At 69.3% G+C, this 15,839-nt stretch carries 16 protein-coding genes; 5 read left to right on the top strand and 11 right to left on the bottom strand.

Annotation, left to right across the window (positions count from 1 at the left end):
- The first annotated feature begins 15 nt into the window (after positions 1–15).
- Positions 16–930, top strand: coding sequence for a YihY/virulence factor BrkB family protein (locus AB8810_RS02975; protein WP_179567850.1), 915 nt, complete (start codon positions 16–18; stop codon positions 928–930).
- Between the two features lie 67 nt (positions 931–997).
- Positions 998–2,737, top strand: coding sequence for a DNA primase (gene dnaG, locus AB8810_RS02970; RefSeq protein WP_206259090.1), 1,740 nt, complete (start codon positions 998–1,000; stop codon positions 2,735–2,737).
- A gap of 52 nt (positions 2,738–2,789) precedes the next feature.
- Here dnaG and AB8810_RS02965 read toward each other — a convergent pair whose 3' ends face one another.
- The gene (locus AB8810_RS02965; RefSeq protein ID WP_369915516.1) at positions 2,790–3,974 is read right to left on the bottom strand and encodes a hypothetical protein; all 1,185 of its coding nucleotides are present in this window, start codon (positions 3,972–3,974) and stop codon (positions 2,790–2,792) included.
- Between the two features lie 240 nt (positions 3,975–4,214).
- Between AB8810_RS02965 and AB8810_RS02960 the strand changes: the two genes are divergently transcribed.
- Together AB8810_RS02960 and AB8810_RS02955 are read left to right on the top strand one after the other, a co-directional pair.
- A complete protein-coding gene (locus tag AB8810_RS02960; RefSeq protein WP_179567856.1) occupies positions 4,215–5,204 on the top strand; it encodes a bile acid:sodium symporter family protein in 990 nt (329 codons plus the stop codon).
- A gap of 365 nt (positions 5,205–5,569) precedes the next feature.
- Entirely contained in the window at positions 5,570–7,156 is a 1,587-nt protein-coding gene (locus AB8810_RS02955) for a thioredoxin family protein (protein WP_206229839.1), read from the top strand.
- Positions 7,157–7,321: 165 nt separating this feature from the next.
- On the opposite strand, the gene AB8810_RS02950 is transcribed toward AB8810_RS02955, so the two are convergent.
- From AB8810_RS02950 to AB8810_RS02930, 5 genes are read right to left on the bottom strand one after another with little or no spacing between them, the layout of a single operon-like run.
- Positions 7,322–7,786 carry a hypothetical protein gene (locus AB8810_RS02950; protein ID WP_369915515.1) on the bottom strand — a complete coding sequence of 155 codons (465 nt, stop codon included), beginning with the start codon at positions 7,784–7,786 and terminating at the stop codon, positions 7,322–7,324.
- The gene (gene cyoE, locus AB8810_RS02945; protein ID WP_179567862.1) at positions 7,783–8,703 is read right to left on the bottom strand and encodes a heme o synthase; all 921 of its coding nucleotides are present in this window, start codon (positions 8,701–8,703) and stop codon (positions 7,783–7,785) included. Before cyoE ends, AB8810_RS02950 begins: the two co-directional genes overlap by 4 nt.
- Positions 8,700–9,863, bottom strand: coding sequence for a heme A synthase (locus AB8810_RS02940; RefSeq protein WP_369916607.1), 1,164 nt, complete (start codon positions 9,861–9,863; stop codon positions 8,700–8,702). The genes cyoE and AB8810_RS02940 overlap by 4 nt, the downstream gene beginning before the upstream one ends.
- Positions 9,864–9,874: 11 nt before the next feature.
- Entirely contained in the window at positions 9,875–10,450 is a 576-nt protein-coding gene (locus AB8810_RS02935; RefSeq protein WP_206229842.1) for a hypothetical protein, read from the bottom strand.
- 27 nt (positions 10,451–10,477) lie between these two features.
- A complete protein-coding gene (locus tag AB8810_RS02930) occupies positions 10,478–11,236 on the bottom strand; it encodes an SURF1 family protein (RefSeq protein ID WP_369915514.1) in 759 nt (252 codons plus the stop codon).
- Between the two features lie 30 nt (positions 11,237–11,266).
- Between AB8810_RS02930 and AB8810_RS02925 the strand changes: the two genes are divergently transcribed.
- Positions 11,267–11,485 (top strand): twin transmembrane helix small protein, encoded by a 219-nt coding sequence (locus AB8810_RS02925; RefSeq protein WP_003480622.1) that lies wholly within the window; start codon positions 11,267–11,269, stop codon positions 11,483–11,485.
- A gap of 100 nt (positions 11,486–11,585) precedes the next feature.
- On the opposite strand, the gene AB8810_RS02920 is transcribed toward AB8810_RS02925, so the two are convergent.
- From AB8810_RS02920 to coxB, 5 genes are read right to left on the bottom strand one after another with little or no spacing between them, the layout of a single operon-like run.
- Positions 11,586–12,461, bottom strand: a complete 876-nt coding sequence (locus AB8810_RS02920; protein ID WP_179567868.1) for a cytochrome c oxidase subunit 3 — start codon at positions 12,459–12,461, stop codon at positions 11,586–11,588.
- A 20-nt stretch (positions 12,462–12,481) separates the two neighbouring features.
- The gene (locus AB8810_RS02915; protein WP_179567870.1) at positions 12,482–13,072 is read right to left on the bottom strand and encodes a cytochrome c oxidase assembly protein; all 591 of its coding nucleotides are present in this window, start codon (positions 13,070–13,072) and stop codon (positions 12,482–12,484) included.
- Positions 13,069–13,200: a hypothetical protein gene (locus AB8810_RS02910; protein WP_255432700.1), complete on the bottom strand. Its 132-nt coding sequence runs from the start codon at positions 13,198–13,200 to the stop codon at positions 13,069–13,071. The genes AB8810_RS02915 and AB8810_RS02910 overlap by 4 nt, the downstream gene beginning before the upstream one ends.
- Positions 13,200–14,810 (bottom strand): cytochrome c oxidase subunit I, encoded by a 1,611-nt coding sequence (gene ctaD / locus AB8810_RS02905; protein ID WP_185815048.1) that lies wholly within the window; start codon positions 14,808–14,810, stop codon positions 13,200–13,202. Before ctaD ends, AB8810_RS02910 begins: the two co-directional genes overlap by 1 nt.
- A 30-nt stretch (positions 14,811–14,840) precedes the next feature.
- Positions 14,841–15,830: a cytochrome c oxidase subunit II gene (gene coxB, locus AB8810_RS02900; protein ID WP_191826926.1), complete on the bottom strand. Its 990-nt coding sequence runs from the start codon at positions 15,828–15,830 to the stop codon at positions 14,841–14,843.
- Between the last annotated feature and the right edge of the window lie 9 nt (positions 15,831–15,839).

Raw genomic sequence — 15,839 nt, 5'->3', positions numbered from 1 at the left:
GCCGTCGCCGCTCCCATGTCCCTGTCGCTGTCGCCCACCCGCCTGCAAAAACACCTCGAACGCCTGCAGCAGAGCCTGCCGGCGGCATTGCTGCGGCGTTTCGTCGAGATCGACGTGATGACCCAGGCCGCTTCGCTGTCGTTCTACGCGCTGCTGTCGCTGGCGCCGCTGCTGGTGTTGCTGCTGTGGCTGACCGCCTCGCTGTACCCGCAGGCGCAGCAGGCCTTCATCGAGCAGATCGGGCAGTTGGCCGGACACGGCGCGCGCGAAGTGGCGCAGACCATCATCGACAACGCCAAGAACCAGCCCAATGTCGGCTCGCTGGCCGGGCTGTGGAGCACGCTGCTGCTGTTCGTCGGCGCCACCGCGGTGTTCGCGCAGCTGCAGAACGCGCTGAACCTGATCTTCCGCACCGACAAGCAGCGCCTGGAAGGCATTGTGGCGTGGCTGAAGAAGCGCGTGTTCTCGTTCGGCGTGGTGTTCGCGCTGGGCTTCCTGCTGCTGATCTCGATGATCCTGACCACGGTGCTGCAGGTCGCCTTCGCGCGCCTGCCGTCGCTGCTGCCGGCGGTCGGCTACGCCTCCACGCTGGCGATCTACGTGCTGGCCTTCGCCGTGCTCTACCACTACCTGCCGGACCGGCGCGTGGAATGGCGCCAGGCGGTGATCGGCGGCGCCATCACCGCCTGCCTGTTCGTGGCCGGGCGCTACGCGATCGGCCTGTACATCGCCACCGCCGCGCCGGGCAGCGCCTACGGCTCGATGGGCGCGCTGGTGATCCTGCTGGTGTGGATCTACTACGCCACCGTGGTGTTCTTCGTCGGCGCGCTGATCACCGCGGTGATCGACGAGCGCCTGCGCTCGCGGCGCAAGCTCGCCGCGGCCGGGATCGACGCCAGCGCGATCACCGCGATTCCGCCGCCGCTGTAGCGCCGCAACGCCAGGGTTTGCGGGCCGATCCGTGGCGGTGGCGCGGACGCATGGCATCCTATCGCCCATGGCCCGCATCCCCGACGCGTTCATCGACGACCTGCTCGCCCGCACCGACATCGTCGAGGTGGTCGGCACGCGCGTGCCGCTGAAGCGCCAGGGCAAGGAATACGCGGCGCGCTGCCCGTTCCACGACGAGCGCTCGGCCTCGTTCACGGTGTCGCCGACCAAGCAGTTCTACCACTGCTTCGGCTGCGGCGCGCACGGCACCGCGATCAGCTTCCTGATGAACTACGACCGTCTCGAGTTCCTCGACGCGGTCGACGAACTGGCCAAGCGCGCCGGCATGGAAGTGCCGCGCGACGCGCAACAGCGCGGCGCCGCGCAGGCCGCCGGCGACGACCATCGCGACCTGTACTCGGCACTCGACGCGGCGACCAAGTTCTTCCAGCGCCAGCTCGACAGCAGCGACAAGGCGCGCAGCTACCTGGACGGCCGCGGCGTGGACGCGGACAACCGCGCGCGTTTCCAGATCGGCTACGCGCCGGACGGCTACAGCGCGCTGAAGGACGCGCTGGGCACCGACGAGCGCCGCCACAAGCTGCTCGAGCGCGCCGGGCTGTTCTCCAAGAACGAGCGCGGCCACGTCTACGACAAGTTCCGCGACCGGGTCATGTTCCCGATCTTCGACCGCCGCGGCCGGGTCATCGCCTTCGGCGGCCGGGTCATGGACAAGGACGACGGCCCCAAGTACCTGAACTCGCCGGAGACCGCGCTGTTCCACAAGGGCCGCGAGCTGTACGGCCTGTGGCAGGTGCGGCAGGCCAACCAGAAAATCGAGCGGCTGATCGTGGTCGAGGGCTACATGGACGTGGTCTCGCTGTTCCAGTTCGGCGTCACCCAGGCGGTGGCGACGCTGGGCACCGCGACCACCTCCGAACACGCCGAGCTGCTGTTCCGCAACGCGCCGGACGTGTTCTTCTGCTTCGACGGCGATGCCGCCGGCCGCCGCGCCGGCTGGAAGGCGCTGGAATCGGTGTTGCCGCGGATGAAGGACGGGCGCCAGGCGTTCTTCCTGTTCCTGCCCGACGGCGAGGACCCGGACAGCATCGTGCGCAAGGAAGGTGCCGACGGCTTCGCCGCGCGCCTGCAGCAGGCCACGCCGCTGTCGCAGTTCTTCTTCGACGAACTCTCGCGCGAGGTCAACCTGGCCACGCTCGACGGCAAGGCGCGGCTGGCCGAGCGCGCGCGGCCGATGCTGGCGCAGATTCCCGATGGCGCGTTCGGCGACCTGATGCGCCAGCGCCTGGCCGAGATCACCGGCATCGGCGGCCCCGCGCCCGCCGCCGCGCAGCTGGCCAAGCCGCCGCCGCGCGCAGCGGCACGGCCGACGCAGAAACGCAGCCTGGTGCGCGAGGCGATCGTGCGCCTGCTGCACACGCCCTCGCTGGCGCTGGACCTGCCGCCGCCCTACCCGTTCGCCGGCCTGCGCCTGCCCGGCATCGAGCTGATGATCGAACTGCTGGAGATCGTGCACACGCGCCCGGACATCTCCACCGGCGCCCTGCTCGAGCATTTCCACGAACGCGAGGAACTGCCCGCGCTGCAGAAGCTGGCGGTGCAGGAGATTCCCGGCGAGACCGCCAGCTGGCGCCAGGAACTGCACGACGTGGTGGTGCAACTGGAACGGCAGACGTTGCAGCAGCGGCTGGAGGAACTGCAGGCCAAGCAGCGCGCGCAAGGCCTGGACGAGACCGACAAGTACGAACTGCGCGAGTTGTTCAAGGCGCGCGCGGCGCTGCATTGAGGGCGGCAGGCGGGATCAGGCCATGGCCCGATCCCGCGAGCGGCGGCGGCGATCATTCCCCGAGTGCGGCGCGCTCCTCGGCCTCCAATGCCTTCACCGTGTCGCTGCCCGCATCCAGACGCCTGGCCAGTTCGGCCAGCAGGGCATCCATGTCCACCTCGGCGGACTGCAACGCGCGCCCGAGCGGCACCACCGGCTGCAACCAGTCCGCGATGAGCGCTTCATAGGCCGTGCCGTGCTGGATCCGCATCTGCTCAAGGAAGGCCAGCGTGGTGGTCGGCGGATCGCCGCTGCGCGTCCCCTGCAGCGGCTGATTGGTGATCTGGCTGTAGATGACCCCTGAGGCGCGCGCATTGGCCCTGGCGAAAGAGACCAGGGCATCGACACCCGCGATCGGCTTGTTGCCGTAGAGCGATTTGATCTGCCGCAGCATCGCCAACACCCATGCATGCGGCACCGCGTCGAGCGTGTTCCACAGATCGCGATTCCAAGTCTGGTACGGCTTGTTCCCGATGACCGGCGGCAGCGTCGCCTGAAAGAGCGCCGCGAAATCGGTGTTTCCTGGCGTGGCGCCTGCTGTCGGATAGCAGTACACCGCTTTGCAGCCATCGAGCCTGCCGGTGCGCTCGAACCAGGTCGCCATGGTCGGCGCCAGCGCGCCGCCCAGGCTGTGGCCGGCGAAGATCACGGTCGCGTTTTCGCTCGCGGCGGTTTGCAGAAAGCTGGCCAGGGTCGTGCCTGGCGCCGATGCCGACGCCGGGCTGACCATGTCGAGCAGATGCCATACCCCCAGCGCGGTTCCCATCGAAATGACGACCGTCCCCGGCGCCACCGGCTTCGGGGTCCTGACCGGGGCGGTGCCGGCCAACGGATCGTAAGTGGCGAAATCGACCACCACGGACACATCGAAATCCTCCACCAACCAGTCGTAGAGAGAATTCGGATTGGTGGCGCAGATCGCCACGACATAGACATCGCCTTCGATGCCCGGCACCGCACCCGCCTTGGCCACGAACATCGCATTGTCCGACCGCTGCGAGTCCGGCGCCTGCCAGACCTGCGGTCCCCAGACGAGCTCCCAGGTGCCGATGGCGTTCTGCGCCGCCGCCGAGACCAGCGTCGCATGCAGCACATGTTGGTAGTCGGCCTGCAGCGCCTGCGCGGTTCCCTTGCGCGTGCTGACCCAGTTGGACAGGCTCGAGAGCGCGAACACGGTCTGGTATTGATCGTATTGCATGGCTTGCTCCTTCTCCGTTGCGATCCTTGGAAAGGCAAGCGCCGACGATCGCGTGACCCAACGCTCGCTCGCCGCGCTCATCGACGGGGCGTGGGCAATCTAGCAAGCACGCGATCGCCGGTTGTGGCCGGAGCGGCGTACGCAGCAACATGTCTGCGAGTTGTCTACGGCTTGCTGACGGATTCGCATCCGCGCGCAGCGCTTCCTAGAATGAGCCTCTCCCTCGCCCACCTCCCCGCCATGATCAGACACTGGCTCGCCCGCCTGCGCATCGAACCGTTCACCCTGGCCTTGCTCGGTACCGTGCTGCTGGCCTCGCTGTTGCCGGTGCAAGGGCAGGCCGCGGCGATCATGGACGACGTCACCGACATCGCCATCGCCGCGCTGTTCTTCCTGCACGGCGCGCGCCTGTCGCGCGAGGCGATCGTCGCCGGCGCGCTGCACTGGCGCCTGCACCTGACCATCCTCGCCGCCACCTTCGTGCTGTTCCCGCTGCTGGGGCTGCTGCTCAAGCCGCTGTCGCACTGGCTGCTGACCCCGGAGCTGTACATCGGCGTGCTGTTCCTGTGCGCGCTGCCGTCCACGGTGCAGTCGTCGATCGCGTTCACCTCGATGGCCGGCGGCAACGTGCCGGCGGCGGTGTGCAGCGCCTCGCTGTCGAGCCTGCTCGGGGTGTTCCTGACGCCGCTGCTGATGGGCCTGCTGGCCGGCGCGCAGAGCGCGATGGCCAACCCGCTGGAGGCGATGGGCAAGATCATGCTGCAGCTGCTGGTGCCGTTCGTCGCCGGCCACCTGCTGCGGCCCTGGGTCGGCGGCTGGGTCGAGCGGCGCCGCGCAGTGCTGCGCTACACCGACCAGGGCGTGATCCTGCTGGTGGTGTACACCGCCTTCAGCGCCGCGGTGATCGAGGGCCTGTGGCGCAAGACGCCGCTGCCGGCGCTGCTCGGCGTGGCGCTGGTCGCCGCGCTGCTGCTGGCGCTGGCGATGGGGCTGATCACCTTCGCCGCGCGGCGGCTGGGCTTCAGCCGCCGCGACGAGATCCCGATCGTGTTCTGCGGCTCGAAGAAGAGCCTGGCCACCGGCGTGCCGATGGCCAAGGTGCTGTTCGCAGGCGGCAGCCTGGGCGCGATCGTGCTGCCGGTGATGATCTATCACCAGATCCAGCTGATCGTCTGCGCCTTCGTCGCGCAACGCTATGCGCGCGATGCGAAGACGGCCAAGCACGACTAGCGACCGCGGCCCGTCGCGGCGGCAGCGGCCCGGCGCGGCCTGTCCCAGTTCAAGCCGCGGCCGCTGCCCGCGCTCGGGCGCCACACGCCGATCGATCAGGTCTGCGCTGGCGAGAACGCTGCGCAATGGCGCTCGCCCGGCGCCGCGCCATCGCCATCGCCATCGCCATCGCCATCGCCATCGCCGGTGCCGCGAGCCGCAAGCGCGCTGGCCGCCGCCGCTGAGTCGCGGCATATGCAAATGCGCAACCGCCATGTCCGCCAGGTACACGCAGCGCGATCGGCTAGGTAGAGTGCGCGATTGGCGCCATGGCCTGCACGGCATCCGCCGTTGCCGCCCTCCCCTCTTCGCCCGGTGACCGACGTATGCGCCGTACGCTCCGCCTTTCCGTCATGACCTCCGCCAGCCTTGCCGCACTGCTGGCGCTGGGCGGCTGCGACAAGCCGCCCGCTCCCGCCAAGCCGCAGGCCATCGCGCCGGCCAGGGCGCCCGACAGCGCCGGCATCGCCTGGCGCGAGGGCGACGTCGACGACGCCTTCGCCGAAGCGCGCGAGCAGAACAAGCCGGTGCTGCTGTACTGGGGCGCGGCCTGGTGCCCGCCGTGCAACCGGCTCAAGGCCACGCTGTTCAAGGACCCGGCCTTCATCGCCCGTACCCGCGCCTTCGTCGCGGTGCATCTGGACGGCGATTCGGAAGGCGCGCAGGCCTGGGGCGAACGCTTCGGCATCAAGGGCTACCCGACCATCATCGTGCTGCGCCCGGATCGCAGCGAGATCACCCGCCTGGCCGGCGACAGCGACACCGGGCGCCTGGCCGAGGCCTTGCGCGTGGCCGCGACCCGCACCACCACCTCGGCGCAGTTGCTGCAGAAGGCACTGCAGGCGCCGGCCACGCTCAGCGCCGACGATTGGACCCTGCTCGGCGAATACGGCTGGGCGGTGGATGCGAGCAAACTGGTCAAGCCGGAGCAGGCCGCCGGCGTGCTCGCGCAACTGGCCGCGGCCGCGCCGCAGCCGGCGCTGCAGCGCCGCTTCGCGCTGCTGGCGCTGGCCGCGCGGGAACCGGACAAGGCCGGCGCCACCGACGCCAAGCGCCGCGCCGCCGATCGCCGCCTGCTGCAGGCGGTGCTCGCCGATCCGGCCGAGGCGCGCGCCAACCGCAGCACCCTGACCTATTCGGCGCGCGAACTGGTGCAGGCCGCGGCGGCCGATGCCAGCGAACGGACCACACTGTCCAATGCGCTGACCGGCGCGCTGGACCGGGTCTACGCCGACAGCAGCCTGCCGATCAGCGATCGCCTGGATACCGCGTACGCCGACATCCAGCTGGCGCGGCTGGCGCAGGGCCAGCCGGCCGACGCCGGCGACGCGCCGCATCCGCCGCTGCCGGCTGCGGTGGTCGCCAAGGTCCAACAGCGCGTGCAGTGGGCCGAGCAGGCGGCCAAGACCGATTACGAACGCCAGTCCACGATCAGCAATGCCGCCGGCCTGCTCGACGACGCCGGCGACAGCGCCGGCGCCGAACAGCTGCTGCTGGCCGAGCTGGGGCGCAGCAAGACGCCGTACTACTACATGCCGGAACTGGCCGGCCTGGCCGAGGCGCGCGGCGACAAGCAGACCGCGCTGTACTGGCTGAAGAAGGCCTACGAGAGCGCCGAAGGCCCCGCCACCCGGGTGCAGTGGGGCGTGCTCTATGTCGACGGCCTGATCCGGCTGCAGCCGGACAATGCGGCCGCGATCGAGGCCGCCGCCGGCCAGGTCATCGGCGAACTGGCCGGGCAGCCCGGCGGCTACCACCAGCGCACCAGGCAGCGCTTCGACACCCTGGCCAAGACCCTGCAGGGCTGGAGCAAGGGCCATGGCGGCAGCGCCGTGCTCGCACGCCTGCAGCACAAGATGCAGCAAAGCTGCGGCAGCCAGGACCGCGACAGCTGCCAGCATTGGCTGAGCTGAGCGCCCGGGTCATCGCGGCATGCGTCGGTGCTGGCGCACGCGCCCGCCGAGCAGCGCGCGCGCCGCACCGGGCGCCATCGAACGAAGGCCTTGCACCATCGGAGCCGCTCCGGCCTGCACCGGCTGCGGCGCCAGCGCCCGCGCGCCGCGGTCGATCGGCGCGGCTCAGTCGGCCGCAGTTTCCGGCCACAGCGTCGCCACCACCTTCAGCCTGACCCGCGGCGGGCCGAGCGTGGAGGCCACGCGCCAACCGTCCGGCGCGGGCTGCTGCTGCAGCGTATAGCGCACCCGCTCGCTGCCGCCATGCGGATGCGGCATCAGTTGCCATGCCGCCGGCAGGGCCAGCGTGTCGGCGTATTCGAACACCACCACGACCTCGCAACGCGCGGGATGGTCGCAGCGCACCGCGCCGCGCTGCCAGCCGCGCACCGCGTGCAGCACGTCCCAGCCCGGTTCGTCGTAGCCGCGCGGCGCCACGATGTAGCGCGCGAACGGCCAGGCCTGCAGCCGCCCGCCGTCCAGCTCGAAGGCCAGGTAGGCGTCGATCGCCTGTTCCGGCGTGTCCCACGCCGATGCCGGCAACGGCAGCGCCGCCAGCGCCAGCAACCCGGCGTGGCGCAGGCGGCTCACGCGCCGGTCGGCATCGGCAGTGCCGGCAGCAACCAGTGATCCACCAGCAGGAACGCGAACAGCGCCATCAGGTACACGATCGAATAGCCGAACATGCGCATCGAGAACATCTCGTCCGGCGGGTCGAGCATGCGCCAGGCGTACCAGACGAACACCGCGTTCAGCACCAGCGCGCCGCCGAGGTAGAACACGCCGCTCATGCCCACCGCCGCCGGCAGCAGCGTCGCCACCACCAGCAGCAGCGTGTACACCAGGATCTGCTTGCGCGTATGCGCCACGCCGTGGGTGACCGGCAGCATCGGCACCGACGCCTTGGCGTAGTCGGCGCGGCGGAAGATCGCCAGCGCCCAGAAGTGCGGCGGCGTCCACACGAAGATGATCAGCACCAGCAGCGACGCGTAGGCCCAGTCCCACTGCCCCTGCATGCCGGTGATCGCGGCCCAGCCCAGCAGCGGCGGCGCCGCGCCGGCCAGGCCGCCGATGACGATGTTCTGCGGCGTGGTGCGCTTGAGGAACACGGTATAGATCACCGCATAGCCGATCAGCGAGGCGAAGGTCAGCACCGCGGTGATGGTGTTGACCCAGATCACCAGGATCGCCATCGACAGCGCGGTCAGCGCGGTGGCGAACAGCAGCACCTGCCACGGCAGCACCTTGCCCACCACCAGCGGCCGCCACGAGGTGCGCGCCATCTGCGCGTCGATGCGCGCGTCCAGCAACTGGTTGATCGCTGCCGCGGCGGATGCCGCCAGCCAGATGCCGAAGAAGCCGATCAAGCCGGTGCGCACCTGCGCCCAGGTCGGCACGCCCGGAATCGCCAGGCACATGCCGACCAGCGCGGTGAACACGATCAGCGCCACCACCTTGGGCTTGGTCAGGTCCCAGTAGTCGCGCCAGTGGAGGCCCTTGGCGCTCATTGCGGCGCCCGCAGCCGCGCCAGCAGCGACACCAGCACGAACAGCAGCGCCACCGCGCCGGCGTTGTGCAGCACCGCCACCGGCAACGGCAGCGCCAGCTTGACGTTGAGGATACCCAGGCTGACCTGCGCCACCAGCAGCAGCGCCAGCGCCGCGGCCCAGCCGCGCATGCCCGGCGAGCGGCTCAGCCGCCAGCCCAGCCACAGCAGGTAGGCGGCCACCAGCAGCGCCATCATACGGTGCGCCATCTGGATCGCGATGCGCGCCGCGCCGTCGAGCACGCCGCCTTCGTAGTCCACGCCGATGCCGCGCCACAGGGTGAAGCCTTCGCGGAAATCGTGCGGCGGCCACCATTGGCTGACGCAGCGCGGGAAGTTGTCGGCCGACCAGCTGCCGCCGCCGCAGGCCAGCGCCGCATAGTTGGCGCTGACCCAGCCGCCGAGCGCGATCTGCAGCGCCAGCAGCGCCACGCCGATGCGCAGCAGCCACTTCAGCCGCGACGCGTCGGCCAGGGTGATCGGCAGGTGGGTGGCGCGCCAGGCCATCCACACCAGCAGCGAAAACATCAGCAGGCCGCCGAGCAGATGCCCCATCACCACGATCGGCTTGAGCAGCAGGGTCACCGTCCACATGCCGAGCAGCGCCTGGAAGATCACCACCGCCAGGGTCAGCACCGCCGCGCGCGCCAGGTCGGTATTGGACCAGCGCAGCGCCGCCAGCAGCAGGATCGCTTCGCCGGCAGCGGCCAGCGCCATCGCCAGCGACGGCCAGCCGGACATGTACAGCGGGATCGACAGCGCCACCAGCAGCGCGGCGCCGACGATCTGGGCGATGCCCAGGCGCCGCCGTCGTGCGGCCAACAGCGACAGCACCAGCACTTCCACGCCCAGCGCCCCGGCCAGGAAGCGGTGCACCTGCTCGCGCCAGGCCTTGTGCGTCTCCAGCGGGCGGATCTTGCTGGCCGCGTGCGCGTTGGCTTCGTCGCTGCTCTGCGGCCAGGTCACCCGGCCATAGCAGGTCGGCCAGTCCGGGCAGCTCATGCCCGCATCGGACAGGCGCACGAACGAACCGAACATGATCGTGCTGGCGGTGAACAGCGCCGCCAGCCAGGCCATGCGGTGGAAGTGCCGAAACAGCGCCGGTGGCGCGAACAGGTTCATAGGGGGACGGCTCACAGGAGTTTCAGCAGCTTCGACAGGTCCGCGCGCAGCCCGGCCGGATCGAAGCCCGGCGCGTAGCGCAGCACCACGAAGCCGTTCGGATCGATCACGTAGACCGGCACCCCGGCCGCGTCGTGCACGCGCGGCAGACCGTCCAGCAATGCGGCGTCGGCACGCAGCACGCGCACCTGCGGCAGCGCGCGCACCGCCGCCGGCGGCGTGCCGATCCACAGGATCTGCACGTGGTCGGCGTCGTGGCCGAACAACTGCCAGACCTTGTCCAGGTCGCGCGCCAGCGCCTCGCAGGCGCTGCTGCAGTCGCGCGGCGGCGCCAGCGCGATGCGCCACAGGCGCTGCTGCGGTTGCCAGGCGTAGACGCTGCCGTCGTCGAGCCGCGGCTGCAGCGCGCGCAGGTCGGCCGGCGGCTTCAGCAACTCGCCATGGTTGCGGCTGCCGGGCGGTTGCCAGCCGGAAAACCGCAGCGCGCCGGCGACCAGCATCGAGCCGAAGAACAGGGCGAACAGCGCGATCAACGTCCAGCGACCGCGTGCGGTCGCCTGGCGTGGAGCCGAAGGGGAGGCATTCATGCCGGGGATTTTCTCATGCGCGCGCGCTCAGCGCCCGCCTCGCCCCTTGCGCGCGCGCCAGCTGAGCAGGCCCGCGGTGATCAGCACGGCCAGCGCCAGGCCGAACCATTGCACCGCGTAACCCAAGTGGCGCTCGGGCGGCAGCGTGTTCGGCAGCATGTCCAGGTCGCGCGGATAGCCCAGCGGCAGGGCCGGATCCAGGCGCAGCACCTGCGACAAAATGTCGCGGCGGCCGAGCGCCTGGCCGATCGCCGCCGGCTCGATGCGCATCGCCAGCCACAGCTGCGGCGCCGGCGCGGCGACCAGCGCCGGCCCCAGGGTCAGCCCGTGCGACGGCACCGGCCCGAGCAGGCCGACCAGCGTGTACCGTCCCTGCAGCGGCAGCGGCCTGGGCAGCGCGCGATCGGCCGGCAGCGGCAACCAGCCCAGTTCGACCAGCAGCGGCGCGGAGGCGCCATCGGCCAGGAACGGCTGGTAGACCTTGACCCCGCTGCGGCCCTCGCGCAGTTGGTTGTCGAGCAGGATCTGCCCGGGCAGGAAACGGCCAGCGCCGTGCACCCAGGCCAGCTGCGTCGGCCGCGCCGCGCGCAGCGCGTCGGCCAAGGCCTGCGGACGATCGCGGATGTGCGCGGCCTGCGCGAGCAGCGCCTGTTTCTCGTGCATGCGCAGCAATTGCCAGCGGCCCAGCGCGCAGAATCCCAGCGCCACCGCCAAGGCGATGCTCCAGCCCAGCCACAGCGGCATGCGCGCGCGCGCGGCGACGCGCGAGGACGCGGCGAGGGTCATAATGCGGCGATACCGTGCACCGAGACGCCCATGAACGACTCGCTGAAAACCCTGCTGATCGTCGCGTTCCTGCTGGTCATTCTGTGGAACCTCGGCGCCGGCCTGTACTACCTGTTGGTGGACCGCGGCCAGAGCAAGCGCACGGTGAACGCACTGACCTGGCGCATCGGCCTATCGGTGTGCCTGATCCTGCTGGTGATCCTGGGCATCTACACCGGCGTGATCAAGCCGCATGGGCTGGGCCGCTGACGCGGCCTAGCCGGGAATGGAGAATCGGGAATAGGGAATGGCAAGAGCGGCGCGCTTCCGCTGTTCCTATTCCCTATTCCCGATTCCCCATTCCCAGCCGTCAAAGTACATAGACGAACAGGAACAGCGCCAGCCACACCACGTCGACGAAGTGCCAGTACCATGCCGCCGCTTCGAAGGCGAAGTGGTTGTCGCGGCTGAAATGGCCGCGCGCCGAGCGCAGCCACATCACCAGCAGCATGATCGTGCCCAGCAGCACGTGCACGCCGTGGAAGCCGGTGAGCATGAAGAAGGTCGAGCCGTAGATGCCCGAGCCCAACGTCAGGTTGAGCTCCTTGTAGGCGTGGATGTATTCCTCGGCCTGGAAGTACAGGAAGGCGCAGCCCAGCAGCACGGTCAGCCCCTGGAACACCAGCAGGCGCGTGCGATGGCCGGCTTTCAGCGCATGGTGGGCGATGGTCAGGGTCACGCCGGAGCTGAGCAGGATCAGCGTATTGATCAGCGGCAGGCCCCACGCCGGAATGGTCTGGAACTGGCCGCCGATCGCGCCCGGGCCGTTGGTCGGCCAGGCCGCCGAATAGCCGTCCCACAGCAGCGCGTTGGTCATCACCCCGTCGCCGGAGCCGCCCAGCCACGGCAGGATGAAGGTGCGGGTGTAGAACAGCGCGCCGAAGAACGCGCCGAAGAACATCACTTCGGAAAAGATGAACCAGACCATGCCCATGCGGAACGACACGTCGACCTGGCGGTTGTAATGGCCGGCGATCGATTCGCGGATCACGTCGCCGAACCACATGAACAAGGTCGCCACCAGCATCGCGATGCCGATGAAGAAGGTCCACTTGCCCCAGGCCGCGTCGTTGAGCCAACTGGCCACGCCGATCATGGTCACGAACATCGCGATCGAGCCGATGAACGGCCAGCGGCTCTGGCTGGGCACGTAATAGGCAGTGGCGTCGGTGCTGGGCTGGGCCATGGCGGGCGTTCCGGGTGAGGTCAAGGGGCCGCGCGCGCGGAACCGGCCAGTTTCGGCGATCCCAGTTCCGCGCTCAGCGCATCGTTCTTGAAGAAGGTGTACGACAGGGTGATGGTGGTGATGTCGCCGGGCAGGTTCGGATCGACGATGAAGCGCACCGGCATGTCGCGCTTCTCGCCGGCCTGCAGTGTCTGCGCGGTGAAGCAGAAGCACTCGGTCTTGGTGAAGTAGCCGGAGGCGCGCGCCGGCGCCACCGACGGCACCGCGCTGCCGACGATCGCGCGTTCGCCGTCGTTGCGCGCGTAGTACAGCGCTTCGTTGAGTTCGCCGGGCACCACCTGCATGGTCAGCTGCTCGGGATGGAACGACCACGGCAGCTTGGAATTCACCCCGCCGTCGAACTCGACCTTGACCGTGCGCTTGCCGAGCAGCGGCTTGCCGGCCTGCGGGCCTTCGCCCGGGCCGCGCTCCAGGCGCACGCCGAACACCTTCTCGCAGGCGATGCGGTACAGCGGCACCAGCGAGAAGGTCAGCACGAACACCGCCAGCGCCACGCCGACCAGCTTGAACAGCCCGGCGCTGCTGTGCACGCGCGGCGCCGGCGCGCTCATCGGCCGATCACCCCGGACAGGATGAAGCCGGCATAGATCAGCACCGCGACCGCGCCCACCACCAGCGCGGTACGCACGGCGCGCTTGCGGCGCAGGGCCAGATCGTCGAGCGGCGTCTGCGCGGTCATCAGTGGCTGATGTCGTCGTGGGCCAGGTCGCCGGGCTTGAGCACCGGCGGCAGGGTGAAGGTGTGCGCCGGCGCCGGCGACGGCACCGTCCATTCCAGGCCGCGCGCGCCTTCCCACGCCCGCGCCTCGGCGCGTGCGCCGTTGCGCAGCGACGCCAGCAGGATGCCGGCCATCAGGAACGGGGTGACGAACATGCCGAACGCACCGATCGAGCTGACCAGGTTCCAGTCGGCGAACACCACGTTGTAGTCGGGAATGCGCCGCGGCATGCCGGCCAGGCCGAGGAAGTGCTGCGGGAAGAACAGCAGGTTGACGAACAGCATCGTCCACCAGAAATGGAACTTGCCCCAGGCCTCGCTGTACATGCGCCCGGTCCACTTCGGCCACCAGTAGTAAACCGCGGCGATCAGCCCGAACACCGCGCCGGTGACCAGCACGTAGTGGAAGTGCGCGACCACGAAGTAGGTGTCGTGGTACTGGAAGTCGGCCGGCACGATCGCCAGCATCAGCCCGGAGAAGCCGCCGATGGTGAACAGGATGACGAACGACACCGCCCACAGCATCGGCGCCTCGAAGGTCAGCGAGCCCTGCCACATGGTGCTGACCCAGTTGAACACCTTCACCCCGGTGGGGATGGAGATCAGCATGGTGGCGAACATGAAGTAGATCTCGCCGCCCAGCGGCATGCCCACGGTGAACATGTGGTGCGCCCAGACGATGAAGCTCAGGAACGCGATCGCGGCGATCGCGTACACCATCGCCTGGTAGCCGAACAGCGGCTTGCGGCTGAAGGTCGGGATGATCTCGCTGACCACGCCGAACGCCGGCAGGATCATGATGTAGACCTCCGGGTGCCCGAAGAACCAGAAGATGTGCTGGTACATCACCGGGTCGCCGCCGCCGGCCGCATTGAAGAAACTGGTGCCGAAGAACTTGTCGGTCAGCAGCATGGTCACCGCGCCGGCCAGCACCGGCATCACCGCGATCAGCAGGAACGCGGTGATCAGCCAGGCCCAGCAGAAGATCGGCATCTTCAGCAGGTCGATGCCGGGCGCGCGCATGTTCAGCACGGTGGCGATGATGTTGATCGCGCCCATGATCGAACTGATGCCGGCGACGTGGATCGCGAACACGCTGAAGGCGACGTTGTAGCCGCCCTGCAGCGACAGCGGCGGGTACAGGGTCCAGCCGCCGGCCGGCGCGCCGCCGGGCAGGAAGAAGGTCAGCAGCAGCAGGGTGAACGCCACCGGCAGCAGCCAGAACGACCAGTTGTTCATGCGCGGCAGGGCCATGTCCGGCGCGCCGATCTGCAGCGGGATCATCCAGTTGGCCAGGCCGACGAAGGCCGGCATCACCCCGCCGAAGATCATCACCAGCGCGTGCACGGTGGTCATCTGGTTGAAGAATTCGGGCTTGACGAACTGCAGGCCCGGTTGCGCCAGCTCCGCACGGATCACCACGCTCATCGCCGCGCCGACGATGAACATCGTGAAGCTGAAAAGCAGGTACAGCGTGCCGATGTCCTTGTGGTTGGTGGAGAAGAACCACCGTTCCACGAAGCTCTGCTGATGCCCGTGCTCGTCGTGGTGATCGACTGCGGAATGGGCCATGGCGGCTACCTCAAAAAAGAATGCAGGAGATCAGGCGGCTTGCACGGTCAGGTGCGAACCGGAACGAAGACGGGGCAGCAGGGCCTGCGGCGGCGCGGCCGGCGCAGTGGCCTCGGGCGCGGGCGCAGCGGGAGCCGCCGGCGCGGCGGGCGCTTCGGCAGGTGCGGCGGCCGGCGCGGCCGGGGCCGCCGCAGGTGCCGGCTTGCGCGCCGCCAGCCACTTCTGGAAGTCCTGCTTGGACACCGCCTCGACCACGATCGGCATGAAGCCGTGGTCCTTGCCGCACAGTTCGGCGCACTGGCCGCGGTACACGCCAGGGGTGTCGATGTCGGTCCAGGCTTCGTTGATGATCCCGGGGATGGCGTCCTGCTTCCAGCCCAGCGCCGGCACCCACCAGGCGTGGATCACGTCGTCGGAGGTGATCACGAAGCGCACCTTGGTGTTCACCGGCAGCACCAGCCGGTTGTCCACGTCGAGCAGGTAGTGCGGATTGCTCTCCAGGCTCGGCACCTGGCCGCTCTGGCGCATGCGGTCCGAGTCGCGCGCCAGGCGGCTGGTGAAGGAGACGTTCTCGCCCAGGTATTCGTAGCGCCACATCCACTGGTAGCCGGTGACCTTGACCGTCAGCTCGGCGTCGCGGGTGTCGTACATGGCGATCAGCTTGGCCGTGGCCGGCCACGCCATCGCGATCAGGATCAGCACCGGGATCACCGTCCAGATCACCTCGGCCTTGGTGTTGTGGCTGAACTGCGCCGCGACCGCGCCCTTGGACTTGCGGAACTTGAACATCGCATAGCCCATCGCGCCGAACACCAGCACGCCGATGACCGCGCAGATCCACAGCGACAGCATGTTCGAATCGTAGGCGTTGCGCGCGCTCTGGGTGACGCCGCGGCCCATGTTCAACTGCCAGGGTTTCGGATCGGCCGATTGTGCCCACGCCATCGGGACGGCCAGCGCCGCCGCCAATGCCATCCCGCCCCTGACCGCCTGTTGCTTCCATCTGCCGCTTTGCTTCATTGCCTAGAC

Source organism: Xanthomonas sp. NCPPB 3005, from assembly GCF_041228095.2.
GTDB classification, from domain to species: domain Bacteria; phylum Pseudomonadota; class Gammaproteobacteria; order Xanthomonadales; family Xanthomonadaceae; genus Xanthomonas_A; species Xanthomonas_A bonasiae.
The sequence above is the reverse complement of the archived record's forward strand: the minus strand, read 5'-3'. Positions and strand labels throughout refer to the sequence as shown.